Below are 14,564 nucleotides of genomic sequence, written 5' to 3'. Positions count from 1 at the left end.
CTTAGCCGTCATCTGTTTGGGTGGCTGATTTATTGATGATCAGCATACAGCTATAAAACTCACACTTGGCCAGCTCGACTTTTTGACCACCGATGACTTTGTTTTTGACGACTTGGCCCGCCAGCATATCGGCGATGACTTTACCGCCATCGTCGCCCATTAGTTGCCGTGCCAGCTTGTAGGCTTTTTTGGCATGGTTTTGACTGTGCTCTTTTTCTTTATCTGAGTCGGTGGGATTGGCATAGTACCAGCCAAGCTCGAGATATTTTTCGGAGTCGATAATATCTAGATACGGCGCGTCGGTCTTCATAAAACGATATTTGGATGCTGGATTGCTGGCATAGTCGAGACTGTTTTCGTCTGTACTAAGCACCTTGCCAAATGTGGTTTTGATGCCGTCCAGCTCGGTGACCTTTAGGGGCTCTACTTTTTCATTGCTCCATGCCGAGACATCGTATTTGACAGGCGTGCCCTGCTCAGCCACCGCGCCGTCGAGGTCTGAGTTTGAAGCCGCATTGTCTTGGGTTTGCGGTTCAGTGACGGTCTGCGCACTGCTATCGGTGGCCGCATCTGAGGTTTCGGGATCGTTTTTGTTGCTATCACAGCCGCTCAATGACAGAGCCGTCGCCATTATTGTACCGACTAGAAGGGTCTGTAGGTTATTATTCCACATGGGCAATTTACTCACACTTTTAGATGGGTCTCAACGTAGTATTAACGAGCTGGCAGCGATGCCGCTGATAACGATGAATGATTGGGTAACAGCTTATGCTTTATTCACTTGTACTTTATATTCACTGGTACTTTATAAAATAGTGATGCTCTACTCTATATAGTCAGTTGAAAATAAAACTGTTATATAAATTTAAACGCGCTACTGGTATAAATTTTACTTGCGTGCTGCGTTCCCAGAGGCTGCGCAACCTACGTTTAAAAATAGCATCCCAGTAGCGCTATGCGCTTTTTAGAGGGCATCGACTATATAGCTCATACGTGCCTCATACGCTTGTTAGTTTACCCAACTGCATAACACTTGACTACCCTTTACGTTACGCATCCCCCTCCCAGAAAGTACAGATTTGTTAAAAACCTAACCCAGCAAAGCCTTTTTCAGCAAAACCGTTGTCAAAAAAACGCATAGTGTACTTCCGCTTCCGCATAGCCATGACCTATATCAATCTGCTCAAGCGTAGGGTTTGTCAATACCCGCGTTATCCCTTATGATGATTGGCCTCTAGCAGCGATTTATCGATTATCTTTTGCCCATTATTTATTCGTGGACTCTCTATGACCCAACACTTTATCGTCATCGGCAATCCCATTGCCCACAGTAAATCTCCTGAGATTCATGCCCAGTTTGCCGCTCAGACGGGGATGGATATCAGCTATCAGCGCCAATACTGTCCTGATGATGCTGCCAGCTTTACCGCGCTGCTCGAAGCATTTTTTCATGATGGCGGCGTGGGTGCCAATGTCACTGTGCCGTTTAAACAAGTCGCCTATGCATGCTGCGCGGCGCGTGGCGGCTTGTCTGAGCATGCCAAAGTAGCAGGCGCGGTCAATACTTTATGGTTAAATACAGCATTGTTAAAAAACGGTGCATCCATCTCTGAGGCCATTTATGGCGATAACACAGACGGTCAAGGTTTGGTCAATCATATACTGAGCTTGGGCTGGCCACTCGCAGGCGCGCGCGTGGCACTGATCGGCGCTGGCGGCGCAGCTCGTGGGGTGATTTTGCCACTGATTCAGGCAGGTATCGGTGATTTGAGCATTGCCAATCGCACAGTGAGCAAGGCGGAGGAGTTGGCTTGTGAGCTGAGCGCTGCAAGCGACGTGATTGACGCACATGCTATCTCGACCTGCGCGACAAGCGAGCTGACAGGAGCCTTTGACATTATTATCAATGCCACCTCTATTGGGCTATCTGGTGAGACGTTGCCACTGGCAGATACGCTAACGGCTCATTATGCCTATGACATGATGTACGGACGCACGCTGCCGTTTTTGCAGCATTTTGCCACTCGCGGCGCGCAGACATCAGACGGTTACGGCATGCTCATCGGCCAAGCGGCACTGAGCTTTGAGCGCTGGACGACGCAAAAGGTAGATGTCGCCATAGCGACTGCGGCGTTACATGATAAATAGCGCTTAACCAACACGCGCCAGCAGCCAGTTTTCTATACGCCTCAATGGGCGACGTAGGCGCATCGAATGCATGGCCAGCCCGCCACCTAGGCCAACCACGCAGCCGAGCGCTGTATCAAGCATCCGCGCGCGCATGACTTCCTCGGCTATCGGTGCCACCATCGAGGCACTGCCGTACTCTGCGATAAAGATAGTCAGCGGCGTGATAAAGATCACGGCTAGACCATAATGCCGATCGACCAATGACTCGATCAACAGCATCATCACGAGTATCGAGGCGGCCACGCCCCACTGCGACAGCCCCCACGACAGCATCCAGCCAGCGACCGCCATGCCAGCGATGGTGCCGAGTAGTCGGTGTAGCTGCTTGATCCACATCGTGCGTAGCTGCATGCCCTGAATGATGATAAAACAGCTCATCGCCGCCCAGTAAGGATAGGGCATCTCAAAAAACATGGCGAGCGCTAAGGTTAAGCTGACAAAGCCCGCCACAATCGCACTATCACCGACCGTATCTGCTTCATAATGATAGACAGGCGCAGGCGCGACCGTACGCGTCATCAACAAAAACAGCGTATACAGCGCCGCCAATAACATCGACGCCCCGCTGCCCAATACCACCAGCCCCATCGCCGCTGGCACCTGCGCCAGTGGTGTCGGCATAAACAGTGCTATCGCGCCTGCCATCATCACAAACAACCCTGCAGGTGGCGGCTGACGATAGTAACGCCCCAGCACCACGACCCCAAAGGCCATCAGCACAAACACCGGCAACCTAAGCCATGGCAACTGCTGGGCAATCAGCCCCAAAGCAAAGCTCATCGCCATCGCAAACCCCCATGCCATGACCGTCACCAACCGATACGGCAAAGTACCCACCAGCGGTAGGTTTAAGATAATCATCGCCCCCAGCGACGCCTTAATACCTGAAGGCAGCGCATCAAAATATGCCCCGACAAACACCGGAAAACTAATAGCAAGCGCGGCGATAATGGGCATGTGCCACGGTCTTTTGCTGCGATTGACCTTAAGCAGATGATCCAGCTCGCCATCGATGAGCGACTTGATACGAGTCCACAAGGCGGTGCGCCAAACGACATGCTGGTTGCGTAGTTTTTTGCCCATAATTGGCCTACTGTCTCCTAGATATAGGTGTATTTGCTCGGTGGCCTACCCTGCTCTTTAGGTAATGCTTGCTTAGGTAGTGCCTGTTGATTATTGTCACGCTGCTCTTGCTCCCAAACCGCTGTGATAACGGTGGCCACAAAAGCAGAGCACTGATATAAAAACACTGATATAAAGGTGTTGATATAAAAGTGCTAAGATAAAACTGCTAAAAGAAAAGTGATAAAAGTAACAGACTAAAAAAACCTCATCATTCGTATTTCAACGAAACTAAAAGTAATAAACTTCAATTAAAAACATGAATATTAGTTATCTATTGTATATTTGTATGCATAGAAGATTTATACTCATACAAACGCCATAGCAGCTAACTTTTACTAAGGACGTTTGTAGGGCTTTCATGGAAGACATCGACTGGCTGCTCTTATCACACTCCATGACCACTGACAGACGACCAACAGACCATTGGTTATCAAATAGATACAGTGTCTACCTCTATCCCAAATAAGTAAAGATCGCTTACATAAACACTGGCTCAACGACTGCGCCACAAGCCTATGAGAGCGAACCAACCAAAGAGAGCGATTATGTTAACTTACAAAGCACCCTTACGTGATATCAAATTTTTGATCAACGATGTGTTTGATTATCAGACGCATTACAAAAGCTTAGACAACGGCGAAAACGCTGATCCCGAAACCGTTGATATGATTTTGCAAGGCATGGCGGATTTTGCCGAAAACGTCCTATCACCACTTTACCAGCCTGCTGACGAAGAAGGCTGTCATTTTGAAAACGGTGAAGTCACTACCCCAAAAGGCTTTAAAGAAGCCTATCAGCAGTTCGTCGAGGGCGGCTGGCAAGGCATCTCATACCCTGAAGAGTACGGCGGTATGAACTTGCCAATGTCCATCAACCTCATCAAAGCTGAGATGATCGGCACGGCCAACTGGCCATGGGCGATGTATCCAGGCCTATCTACTGGCTGTATCAATACTTTATTACAGTACGGCTCAGATGAGCAAAAAGCCATCTATCTACCAAAGCTGGTCGAAGGCTCATGGTCAGGTACCATGTGTCTGACTGAGCCGCAGTGTGGTACCGATTTGGGTCAAGTAAAATCAAAAGCCATTCCGCAAGAAGACGGTACGTATAAAATCAGCGGCACCAAAATCTTTATCTCAAGCGGTGAGCACGACCTAACCGACAACATCATTCACATTACTTTAGCACGCCTACCCGATGCCCCAGAAGGCACGCGCGGTATCTCGCTGTTTATCGTACCGAAGTTTTTGCCAAATAGCGATGGCGAGTCGGGCGAGCGCAATGCGGTGGTTTGTGGCTCTATCGAACACAAAATGGGCATCAGCTCATCATCAACTTGTGTCCTTAACTACGATGGCGCGACAGGCTACCTAATCGGCGAGCCAAACAAAGGCCTAAAAGCGATGTTCACCTTTATGAACACCGCGCGTATCGGTACGGGTATCCAAGGTCTGGCGCACACTGAGCTGTCTTTCCAAAACGCCTTGCCATATGCCAAAGAGCGTCGCTCGATGCGCACCTTATCAGGCACCAAAGATCCTAAAAAAGTGGCAGATGCCATCATTCATCATGCTGATGTTCGTCGTATGCTCTTGACCCAAAAAGCCTTTGCTGAAGGTGGTCGTTCGATGATCTATCACTCAGCGCGCTATGCGGACAAAATGTCACAAGGCGTGGCCAATGGCGATGAAGCAGAGTTTGAAAAATGGGATGACAAGCTTGGTTTTTATACCCCTATCCTAAAAGGCTTTTTAACTGAGCTGGGTATCGAAGCGGCCAAACACGGTCAGCAAGTCTATGGCGGCCATGGCTATATCAAAGAATGGGGCATGGAGCTGATCGCTCGTGATGCTCGTATCGCGACCATGTACGAAGGAACCACGGGCGTACAGGCGCTAGATTTGCTCGGTCGTAAGGTCATCTTGCAATCTAAAGGCAAGATCATCCGTGACTATACCTCAAGCATCATGAAATGGTGCGGCGAGTATGCGCTGGATAAAGACATGCGCAAGTTCGTTTGGGCATTGACCAAGCTATGTGCTGAGTGGAACACCTTGACCGTTCGTCTGATGCTGATGGCACGTAAAGACCGCGAAATCATCTCTGCGGCCTCTGATGACTTCTTAATGTACTCAGGCTATGTGATGATGGGCTATCACTGGGCGCGTATGGCAGCGGTCGCGTATGACAAGCTCGAAAACGGCGGTACAGAAGCGCCAGAGTTCTACAAAGCCAAGATCCAAACCGCTGAGTTTTATTTTGATAAAATCTTACCGCGCACCTCAGGTCATGCTGAAAGTATGGTTGCCCCAAGCGAGAGCATGACAGCGATGGATATCGACAGCTTTGCTTTCTTAGACTAAGACTGCCCACGCACTCATTTATAACGATGAAAAAGCGCCTATGATTTAGGCGCTTTTTTTATGTGTTTTAGAACATCAAAAAGCGAGAAAAATATCTGTGACAAGATAAAAATGTGGTTGAGTTATATAGAGTGAGTTCAGTATAAAAACGATAGTCACAAATACCAACAGCCATCAGCCTATCGATACCATGTCGATACCATGCTGCTAGTCATCGGTGATCGCAGCAAAATGCGCATTTAGCGTCGTGGCCAATTGATGCGGCGGCAACTCTATCTCTAAGCCGCGACGGCCACCGCTGACGTAGATGGTAGACTGCGTTTGAGCCGAGCAATCTATCATCGTCGGTAAGCACTTTTTTTGTCCAAGCGGGCTGACGCCGCCCAGTACGTAGCCGGTTGTGCGCTCAACCAGTTTGCTATCTGCCATTTGTACTTTTTTGCAAGACAAGACTTTGGTAGCAGACAACGCTTTGGCCATCTTTTTGAAGTTTAAGGTCTTATCAACGGGCAATATGGCCACGGCAAGCGCGCCTGCATCGCTCGATACCACTAAGGTCTTAAAGACTTGAGCGGCATCCACGCTCAGCTTTTCTACCGCCTCCAGACCAAAAGAGGCTGCTTGTGCATCGTGAGTGTATTCGTGTAATTGATAATCCAGACGGTGTTTTTTGGCAAGATTGATAGCAGGCGTCATAGGGGGTTCACTTACCTTTTTTAATAGATGTATTTTAATAGATATCAGAACAGAGCGGCTTTCATCAGTCAATGCGTCCATTATTGCGCTAAACGGGTCAACTTTCAAACGATTGTACCGCCAGCTGCGCGCGCCTAGCCTTGTTTTTAAATACTGTCTCTCTCTGCTGTCCTTAAGCACTGTCTTGAAGCGCTGTTCTCTCTTACTGCCTGATGATTGATAGATAAGCGATGACCGCTGACATATGAATATTGGTAGTATATACAGACAGCATATATCGCTTTGCTGGCTTTTATGGCATCATAAGCGCACTATATTTGATGACTTTTGATACTGATTATGATACCGAAGTTCCTAAAAAAACGGATTTTTAAAGCGCCCGTCACCACGGACAATACCGCAACTGACGGCCAACCAATCACGCCTAAGCCTTATGCAAATGCTCCGATCAATCAGCTCTACCGCAAGCTATCGGGTCAAATGCTGGACGTCGCGGTCAAACCCAAATTACTAGGAGAGCTACCTGAATTTGACAGCGACGATCAGACGCTCAGGTTTTATGTGCTGCAAGATTACTCGCGCTCCAATAGTATTTTGATTGACCTACAGACCCAAGAGCACAACCTGCCGCCTGCGTTGGTCGGCGTCCAAGATAGCGCTCATAACATCAAAGAAAACGCCGCTATTATTTTTTTAAAGCACCCAAGTGCCAAAGACAGCCAACTCTCGCCGCGACTATCGCGTTTGGTCTCTGCGGTGTTGCAGTATCCGGAGCTGAAGGTTCGGTTGGTACCGGTGTCTATTTTGTGGGGACGTGCGCCAGAAAAAGAGGACTCGTTATTTAAGCTGTTGACCGCCGATAACTGGGAAGACCCTAGTATCACCAAGCAATTATTTAATATCGGAGTGATGGGGCGCGATACCTTTGTGCAGTTTCATCCGCCGCAGGACTTGCGCGCGCTGATCCACGAGCAGTTACATACCACGCCCGTAGAAGACGACCATACTCAACCTATCAGCGATGAGACGTCCGCTTATACCATGACCACTGGCGCGGATGGCAATCGCGAGCTGGTGCGGATGTTGCAGCAGCAGCTCACCATCTATCTGGACAAGCAGCGCGCCAGTATGCTGGGCCCTGATTTATCAGACCGCCGCAACCTTGTAGACAAGCTCGTGTACTCGCCTGCCATCAAGCACGCGATAGAAGCCGAGGCCAAAGCTACGGGTACCAGCGTACGCGAAGCGCGCAGTGTCGCCAAAGGCTATGCCAATGAGATGGTCAACGACTACTCGCACTCGATCATTCGTGGTTTTTACAAGTTTTTGACGTGGCTATGGACACAGCTATATGATGGCGTCGAGGTCCATCATTTCGAACGTGTGCGCGAGCTGGCGGCAGACTACGAGCTTGTCTATGTGCCGTGTCATCGTAGCCATGTCGACTATCTGCTATTGTCTTATGTCATCTACAAGCGCGGTCTGAGCATCCCTTATGTCGCCGCTGGTGACAATTTAGACGTACCAGTATTAGGGCCGCTACTACGCGGCGCGGTGGCGTTTTATATTCGCCGTAGTTTCCGTGGTAACGCGCTTTATACCGCGGTGTTGCGTGAGTATATGCATACTCTCATCACCCGCAACACGCCGATTGAGTACTTTATCGAAGGAGGCCGCTCTCGCTCAGGGCGATTGCTACCGCCGAAGATGGGCATGCTGGCGATGACGGTTCATAGCCAGCTGCGCCGTACCAACAAGCCTGTGGTGTTTATTCCGACCTATATCGGTTATGAGCGCATCATGGAGGGCGGCACCTACGTCGGCGAGCTAAAGGGCAAGCCAAAAGAGTCCGAATCCCTTATTGGCTTACTCAAAGTCGGGCGCAAGATCGAGCGTATCTTTGGTAATGTCCATTTGAGCTTTGGTACGCCGTTGCACCTAAGCGATTTTATGACCAAGTTTGATGTGCCAGCAGACAGCCTGCCTGCCGATCGCACCGATACCCCGCTTGACGAAAAAACCAGCGCCATGGTGGACAATATCGGCGTCAAAATCATGCAGCATATCAATAAAGCCGCTGTCATCACGCCAGTATCATTATTGTCACTGGTATTGCTATCAGCCCCAAAAGCGGCGCTTGATGAAGACATTTGCCGCGAGCAAATCGCCTTGTATCAGGGGCTCGCCCAGCAGCTGCCTTATGCCGATGATACTTTTATCACCGATATGAGCCCGCAGCAAATCATTGATTATGGTATCAAGCTCAAGCTCATCGAGCGCACGCCGCATATCTTAGGCGACATCATTCAGATTGCTGGCAAGCAGGCAGCGTTGCTCAGCTACTTCCGTAACAATATATTGCACGTCTTTATTTTGCTATCGTTCTTATCGGCCTTGGTCGCTCGTAATGGCCGCATCGAGCGCAGCCGTTTGGACAATATTGCCACACAGATGTATCCATTTTTACAAAGCGAGCTGTTTTTGTACTATCCGGCGCACAGCCTAAACGATACCCTCAACAAAAAAGTCGATAGCCTGCTCGCTCATAGTCTTATCGTCGAGCTTGGCGATGGTATCTTGAGCGTCCCTGAGTCCAATAGTAAAGGCTATCAGCAGCTACAAGTACTGGCCACGCCTGTCGGGCAGAGTCTCGAGCGTTACTTTATGACCCTTGCCCTACTCGCGCAGCAAGGCTCGGGCAATCTGACTGAAAAGGAGGTCGTGGATTTGTGTCACTTGCTCGGTCAGCGCTTGTCGGTGCTATATGCCGACGACATTCCGGATTTCTTTGATCGGGCGTTGTTTACCAGCTTTATCAGTGCCTTGACGCGCCTTGACTACTTACAAAAAGATGAAGAAACTGGGGTGCTGACCTTTGATCATCGTATCAATGACATCGCTCACCATGCCAAGTACGTCCTGACGCCTGATATGATGCAAATCTTGCAGCAAGTCGCAAGCTTAGACGAAGAAGAGATTACCCACGCGATTACTGAGATTAGCAATAAAAAGCAGCGTAAATTTGGTCGTAAGCGTTAATTGATACCGTTATATTAAGCTGCTCAAGATATTGAGCAGCATAAAAAAAGACCTCTAACTGATTAGAGGTCTTTTTTTATTGAGCACTATATTTTATTGAGTACCATAAGCACCGCTCTTAGGTAGAAATCTTTTTATACTTCATACGCTTAGGAGTAGCATCATCACCCATGGTCTTTTTGCGATAGGCTTCAAACTCAGAGTAGTTACCATCGAACCATACAGGGCCTTCTTCTTCGAACGCCAAGATGTGGGTGGCGATACGGTCAAGGAACCAGCGATCATGCGAGACCACCATGACGGTACCAGGGAATACTTGAATCGCATCCTCTAGCGCACGCAAAGTTTCGATATCCAAGTCGTTTGACGGCTCATCAAGTAGCAAGACGTTAGCGCCCTGCTTTAGTGTCTTAGCCAATTGCAAGCGGTTACGCTCACCACCTGATAGCTGGCCGACATGCTTTTGCTGGTCTGAGCCTTTGAAGTTAAAGCGGCCAATATAGGCGCGACTTGGGGTCTCATAGTCGCCTACCTTGATGATATCAAGGCCGTCTGATACTTCTTCCCAGACGGTTTTGTTATCGTCCAAGTTGTCACGTACCTGACCAACATAGGCAACCTTGACACTCTCACCCAACTCGACTGAGCCAGTATCTGGCGTATCACGCTCAGTAATCATGTTAAATAGCGTGGTTTTACCCGCACCGTTTGGCCCGATGATACCGACGATGGCGCCTGCTGGAACGTTAAAGCTGAGGTCTTCATAAAGCAAACGATCGCCAAAAGACTTGGAGATATTGTTGACTTCGATGACCTTGTTACCTAGACGTGGACCAGGTGGAATATAAATCTCAGCGGTTTCGTTACGTTTTTGGAACTCAGTTGAGTTTAGCTCCTCAAAACGCTGCACACGAGATTTGGACTTGGCTTGTTGGCCTTTTTGATTTTTACGAATCCACTCAAGCTCTTTTTTCAGTGCTTTGGCAAAAGACTCTTCTTGCTTTTGCTGCTGCTCAAGACGGTTGTTCTTTTGCTCGAGCCACTCAGTATAGTTACCCTCATAAGGATAGCCATGGCCACGGTCCAGCTCCAAAATCCACTGCGCGACATTGTCTAAGAAATAACGGTCGTGAGTAATAGCGACGATGGTACCACTGTAGTTTTGCAAGAACTGCTCAAGCCACGCGACCGATTCGGCATCCAAGTGGTTGGTCGGTTCGTCAAGTAGTAGCATATCAGGACGTGACAATAGCAGACGGCATAGCGCCACACGGCGTTTTTCACCACCAGATAATTTGCTGACATCTGCATCCCATGGCGGCAGACGTAGCGCATCAGCGGCTTTTTCCAGCTGGGTATTTAGGTTATGAGCGTCCCACGCTTGGATGATGTCTTCCATCTTGCCTTGCTCTTCGGCCAGCTTATCAAAGTCGGCATCGGGCTCTGCGTATTCGGCATAAATCTCATCCAGACGCGCGAGCGCATCTAACGCCTCACGCATACCGTCTTCGACGTTACCACGGACGTCTTTGCTGTCATCAAGCTGTGGCTCCTGCGGTAGGTAACCGACTTTGGTACCTGTTTGCGCGCGCGCCTCACCACTAAACTCAGTATCGACACCTGCCATGATACGTAGCAAGGTAGACTTACCCGCACCGTTGATACCTAGCACACCAATTTTGGCACCAGGGAAAAATGATAGGTTGATGTTTTTTAGAATCTCACGCTTAGGCGGAACAAGTTTTGACACGTTGTTCATCGTGTAAATATATTGAGCCATTAACACTCCGATAGACTGCATAGACAAGGCGTGACAGTCGCACTTTGCACGGATGCTCAGTGGGCTGCGCCTCAAAAATCAGGGTTGTAAATTGTCTGCCATTATCGCATTGTGGCGCATACCCTGCAAGCGAGTAGACGGCTTTCGTGCCTTTTCTGCTAAAGTATTGGATTAATTGGTGAAATATGCCAACCTTATCGAGTTTTTTGTCGGCCGCAACGAGCCTTAATGATTTTGATAAGGGTAGGCTATCGTAACATTTACCCTATCCACGATTACCCGAAAGGGCTATAAATCTCCTCGCAGGCAGCGCATAATAAGGCATAACGTATTTGGGCAGATAATAGATAGACAATGATGCCACCTATCATCGATCGAGAGCCTTTTTATAAGATTCATTGATCGAGAGTTTTCGTATAAAAGCTACTGTCTAAATACCCCCGACCTAAAACAATCTAATAAAACCAATAACGGAGCATATGATGAGTACACAGGATTTTACCGCAGATAACGCCCCAACCATCACCCACAACGAGTCCGCAAACCGCTTTGAGACCACCATCGACGGTCATACAGGCTATATCAGCTATCAGGAGCGCGGCGACAAACTGGTGTATGAACATACCATCGTACCAAAAGAGCTGGGCGGCCGTGGTCTTGGTACAGCGCTGGTCAAGCATGCTCTCGACTATGCCCGCGCTCATGATAAAAAGGTGGTTCCGCAATGCTCATTTGTCGCCTCATACATCAATAGACGACCTGAGTATCAAGATTTAGTATAAAAAATTGATATAAAACACTTGATATAAAAGACTGTTCGCCAGTCAGCTGACGTCATCGTTATTTTTAATAAACCAAACCACATAACAATAAAGGTTATTAATATGAGTAGTTTATCTGACAAACAAATCAACCTACAGTTAGAAGAGCTGGCAGGATGGCAACGTGACGGCAATAGTATCGTCAAGACCTATCACTTTAGCGACTTTGTCGAAGCCATGAGCTTTATGAATCAAGCCGCTTTTCATGCGGAGGCGCTCGAACATCATCCTGAATGGCGTAATATCTACAATGTGGTAGAAGTACGCTTGACCAACCACGATACAGGTGGCATCTCAAGCTTGGATATCCGTTTGGCCAGACGCATGGAGCACATCATTCAGCCCAAACGCTTATAAGCGCTATCTGACAGACAACAACAGCAGCCACAAAAAAGTCCTCGATTCAAATCGAGGACTTTTTTTACCAAGTATACTTAGGCATCTTGCCTGTATATTTAAACTTGCCTGCATATTCAAAATAGTTAAACCTCTTAGCTGCTCACCTCCCGACTACATACGGCGGCTCACAAATGCGACGATAAACAAAATCACCGCCAATGCCAATAAAATATACGCAAAGTTTGCTGATAAACCTGCGACACCGCCGAAGCCCAAGAAACTTGCTAACAATGCGATAACGGCAAAAATAATAGCCCAGCGAAACATAATCTTCTCCTTGAATGATAATCGAAACCAGATCGCAGATCTGTCTGCTATCCCTTATTTTCATACTCATTAATTGTTGTTTTTTTATACCTATTACAACGGCTTACGACCATAGATTAGCAACATTTGTCGCCAGACAACGTTCATTTTGGTAATAATATCGGTGGATTATGTAACCTTTGTAGCAAATCTTAATACTCGCCAAACCTTGTTTGTGTTTATAAAGATTGTGTGTAGCGACAGTTGGTGTTTTATAAGTCACGCTTTTTTTGTCCATTAAATCTGTTATAACCCCTCATAGTGACCCATTAAAAAAGTGACCCACTAAAAAGCAGCTAGGCACAGTATGGAGGACACGCCCTAATCATCAGCCTTGCTCTCACATTTTTATAGAGAACTGACTGTCGCAACCCAACCATAAAATGACTGTTAGTACTGCACTTGACCAGATGATCATTGAGCAAAAGTTGCTATGATGATGGTAGCTACGATAATGAACGAGCCGCTACAAACAACCATTCATATAAGGAAGAGAATTATGGATACCAATACGGATACGACCAATCACACCGCTACAAACAACACTGAAAAACGACCTTATGCGGTCGTGCTCTATGGGGCGACCAGTTTTGTCGGGCAAATCACCGCTCATTATTTGACCCATTTTTTGTCAAATGCCAAAAACAAAGACGGCTCTAATGTCACATGGGCCATCGCCGGCCGTGATGAAGCAAAGCTAAACGACTTGCAGTCCAAACTTGCCAGCAAAGTCGACACCATCATTGCCAATAGTAACGACGCCGCTAGCCTCGATGCGATGACCAAACAAACCCAAGTCATCATCTCAACCGTCGGCCCCTACCTCAAGTACGGCGAGCCATTGATCAAGTCTTGTGCAGAAAATGGCACCGATTACGTCGATTTGACCGGTGAGGCCATCTTTATCAAAGACATGATGGATAAATATCAGGAGACGGCAAAACAAAATGGCGCTCGTATTGTCAACTCCTGTGGGTTTGATTCCATTCCTTCAGATTTGGGGGTTTATTTTACCCAAAAGCAAGCCGAAGAGAGATTTGGTGAGACATGTGATGTCATTCATATGCGCGTCAAGGCGGCAAAGGGTGGACTGTCTGGCGGCACTATTGCCTCAATGGCAACGATATTTGAAGAAGTCGGAGAAGACAAATCGCGCCGCAAGCAGGTGGCCAACCCTTATTTGCTAAACGATGATAAAGACGCGCCAAGCGTACGCCAAGACAACATCAGCAAACCAAAATACGACAGCGAACACAAACGCTGGCTTGCGCCTTTTGTCATGGCCAGTATCAACACCCGTATCGTCCATCGCACCAACCAACTGCTCGGCTATGAGTATGGACGTCAGTTTAAATACGATGAAGCGATGTGGATGAAGGATGGCGTCAAAGGTCAACTATCGAGCTATGCGATGAGCGCAGGCTTATTTGGATTTGCCACAGCGATGATGATCAAACCCAGCCGTGAGCTACTATCTAAGCATGTGCTGCCCAAGTCAGGCTCTGGCCCTTCTAAAGAAGAGCAAGAAAACGGCTACTTCGATATTCGCCTGTTTGGTCAAACCACTGACAACCAGACCATCAATACCAAAGTCACCGGCGATAGAGACCCAGGTTATGGCAGCACTTCACGTATGTTGGCACAGGCCGCTCTTTGCTTGGCACAAGATATCAGCAAAGACGATGTGGCTGGCGGATTTTGGACGCCAGCGGCCGCGATGGGCGATACCTTACTGTCGCGCTTAGAGGAGCATGCCGGCCTTCATTTTGAAGTAGTCGATGCCTAACATTATTATCATGGGTAGATGAGGGGCTGCATCACATGCATCCCAGCCGTATTGTA

12 protein-coding genes are annotated in these 14,564 nt (G+C 48.1%); 6 read left to right on the top strand and 6 right to left on the bottom strand.

The window, feature by feature from the left end:
- Position 1 precedes the first annotated feature (1 nt).
- Positions 2–673, bottom strand: a complete 672-nt coding sequence (locus tag BTV99_RS09810) for a hypothetical protein (protein ID WP_075102194.1) — start codon at positions 671–673, stop codon at positions 2–4.
- Positions 674–1,287: 614 nt separating this feature from the next.
- On the opposite strand from BTV99_RS09810, the gene aroE reads away from it, so the two are divergent.
- Positions 1,288–2,148, top strand: a complete 861-nt coding sequence (gene aroE / locus BTV99_RS09805) for a shikimate dehydrogenase (protein WP_075102193.1) — start codon at positions 1,288–1,290, stop codon at positions 2,146–2,148.
- Positions 2,149–2,151: 3 nt separating this feature from the next.
- On the opposite strand, the gene BTV99_RS09800 is transcribed toward aroE, so the two are convergent.
- Both BTV99_RS09800 and BTV99_RS13785 read right to left on the bottom strand, forming a co-directional pair.
- Positions 2,152–3,273 carry an FUSC family protein gene (locus BTV99_RS09800; protein ID WP_075102192.1) on the bottom strand — a complete coding sequence of 374 codons (1,122 nt, stop codon included), beginning with the start codon at positions 3,271–3,273 and terminating at the stop codon, positions 2,152–2,154.
- Positions 3,274–3,290: 17 nt separating this feature from the next.
- Positions 3,291–3,413 carry a hypothetical protein gene (locus BTV99_RS13785; protein WP_256713775.1) on the bottom strand — a complete coding sequence of 41 codons (123 nt, stop codon included), beginning with the start codon at positions 3,411–3,413 and terminating at the stop codon, positions 3,291–3,293.
- Between the two features lie 447 nt (positions 3,414–3,860).
- Here BTV99_RS13785 and BTV99_RS09795 point away from each other — a divergent pair, with 447 nt between their 5' ends.
- Positions 3,861–5,681, top strand: coding sequence for an acyl-CoA dehydrogenase C-terminal domain-containing protein (locus tag BTV99_RS09795; protein WP_075102191.1), 1,821 nt, complete (start codon positions 3,861–3,863; stop codon positions 5,679–5,681).
- Positions 5,682–5,888: 207 nt separating this feature from the next.
- On the opposite strand, the gene ybaK is transcribed toward BTV99_RS09795, so the two are convergent.
- Positions 5,889–6,377: a Cys-tRNA(Pro) deacylase gene (gene ybaK, locus BTV99_RS09790; protein WP_075102190.1), complete on the bottom strand. Its 489-nt coding sequence runs from the start codon at positions 6,375–6,377 to the stop codon at positions 5,889–5,891.
- Between the two features lie 339 nt (positions 6,378–6,716).
- Between ybaK and plsB the strand changes: the two genes are divergently transcribed.
- Positions 6,717–9,416: a glycerol-3-phosphate 1-O-acyltransferase PlsB gene (gene plsB, locus BTV99_RS09785; RefSeq protein WP_075102189.1), complete on the top strand. Its 2,700-nt coding sequence runs from the start codon at positions 6,717–6,719 to the stop codon at positions 9,414–9,416.
- 118 nt (positions 9,417–9,534) lie between these two features.
- Here plsB and ettA read toward each other — a convergent pair whose 3' ends face one another.
- Entirely contained in the window at positions 9,535–11,196 is a 1,662-nt protein-coding gene (ettA, locus tag BTV99_RS09780; RefSeq protein WP_075102188.1) for an energy-dependent translational throttle protein EttA, read from the bottom strand.
- 479 nt (positions 11,197–11,675) lie between these two features.
- Here ettA and BTV99_RS09775 point away from each other — a divergent pair, with 479 nt between their 5' ends.
- On the top strand, positions 11,676–11,978 hold the full coding sequence (locus BTV99_RS09775) for a GNAT family N-acetyltransferase (RefSeq protein ID WP_256713774.1): 303 nt from the start codon (positions 11,676–11,678) through the stop codon (positions 11,976–11,978).
- 102 nt (positions 11,979–12,080) lie between these two features.
- On the top strand, positions 12,081–12,374 hold the full coding sequence (locus BTV99_RS09770) for a 4a-hydroxytetrahydrobiopterin dehydratase (protein ID WP_075102186.1): 294 nt from the start codon (positions 12,081–12,083) through the stop codon (positions 12,372–12,374).
- 153 nt (positions 12,375–12,527) lie between these two features.
- On the opposite strand, the gene BTV99_RS09765 is transcribed toward BTV99_RS09770, so the two are convergent.
- On the bottom strand, positions 12,528–12,683 hold the full coding sequence (locus BTV99_RS09765; protein ID WP_011512513.1) for a DUF1328 domain-containing protein: 156 nt from the start codon (positions 12,681–12,683) through the stop codon (positions 12,528–12,530).
- A gap of 538 nt (positions 12,684–13,221) precedes the next feature.
- Between BTV99_RS09765 and BTV99_RS09760 the strand changes: the two genes are divergently transcribed.
- Positions 13,222–14,508: a trans-acting enoyl reductase family protein gene (locus tag BTV99_RS09760; RefSeq protein ID WP_075102185.1), complete on the top strand. Its 1,287-nt coding sequence runs from the start codon at positions 13,222–13,224 to the stop codon at positions 14,506–14,508.
- The last annotated feature ends 56 nt before the right edge of the window (positions 14,509–14,564 follow it).

This window comes from Psychrobacter sp. Rd 27.2, from assembly GCF_001921755.1.
GTDB classification, from domain to species: Bacteria; Pseudomonadota; Gammaproteobacteria; order Pseudomonadales; family Moraxellaceae; genus Psychrobacter; species Psychrobacter celer.
The sequence above is the reverse complement of the archived record's forward strand: the minus strand, read 5'-3'. Positions and strand labels throughout refer to the sequence as shown.

What these genes read in the sequence shown, in the direction of transcription:
- BTV99_RS09810 (WP_075102194.1), bottom strand. Translation starts at nt 673, where the DNA reads ATGTGGAATAATAACCTACAGACCCTTCTAGTCGGTACAATAATGGCG.
- aroE (WP_075102193.1), top strand. Translation starts at nt 1,288, where the DNA reads ATGACCCAACACTTTATCGTCATCGGCAATCCCATTGCCCACAGTAAA.
- BTV99_RS09800 (WP_075102192.1), bottom strand. Translation starts at nt 3,273, where the DNA reads ATGGGCAAAAAACTACGCAACCAGCATGTCGTTTGGCGCACCGCCTTG.
- BTV99_RS09795 (WP_075102191.1), top strand. Translation starts at nt 3,861, where the DNA reads ATGTTAACTTACAAAGCACCCTTACGTGATATCAAATTTTTGATCAAC.
- ybaK (WP_075102190.1), bottom strand. Translation starts at nt 6,377, where the DNA reads ATGACGCCTGCTATCAATCTTGCCAAAAAACACCGTCTGGATTATCAA.
- plsB (WP_075102189.1), top strand. Translation starts at nt 6,717, where the DNA reads ATGATACCGAAGTTCCTAAAAAAACGGATTTTTAAAGCGCCCGTCACC.
- ettA (WP_075102188.1), bottom strand. Translation starts at nt 11,196, where the DNA reads ATGGCTCAATATATTTACACGATGAACAACGTGTCAAAACTTGTTCCG.
- BTV99_RS09775 (WP_256713774.1), top strand. Translation starts at nt 11,676, where the DNA reads ATGATGAGTACACAGGATTTTACCGCAGATAACGCCCCAACCATCACC.
- BTV99_RS09770 (WP_075102186.1), top strand. Translation starts at nt 12,081, where the DNA reads ATGAGTAGTTTATCTGACAAACAAATCAACCTACAGTTAGAAGAGCTG.
- BTV99_RS09765 (WP_011512513.1), bottom strand. Translation starts at nt 12,683, where the DNA reads ATGTTTCGCTGGGCTATTATTTTTGCCGTTATCGCATTGTTAGCAAGT.
- BTV99_RS09760 (WP_075102185.1), top strand. Translation starts at nt 13,222, where the DNA reads ATGGATACCAATACGGATACGACCAATCACACCGCTACAAACAACACT.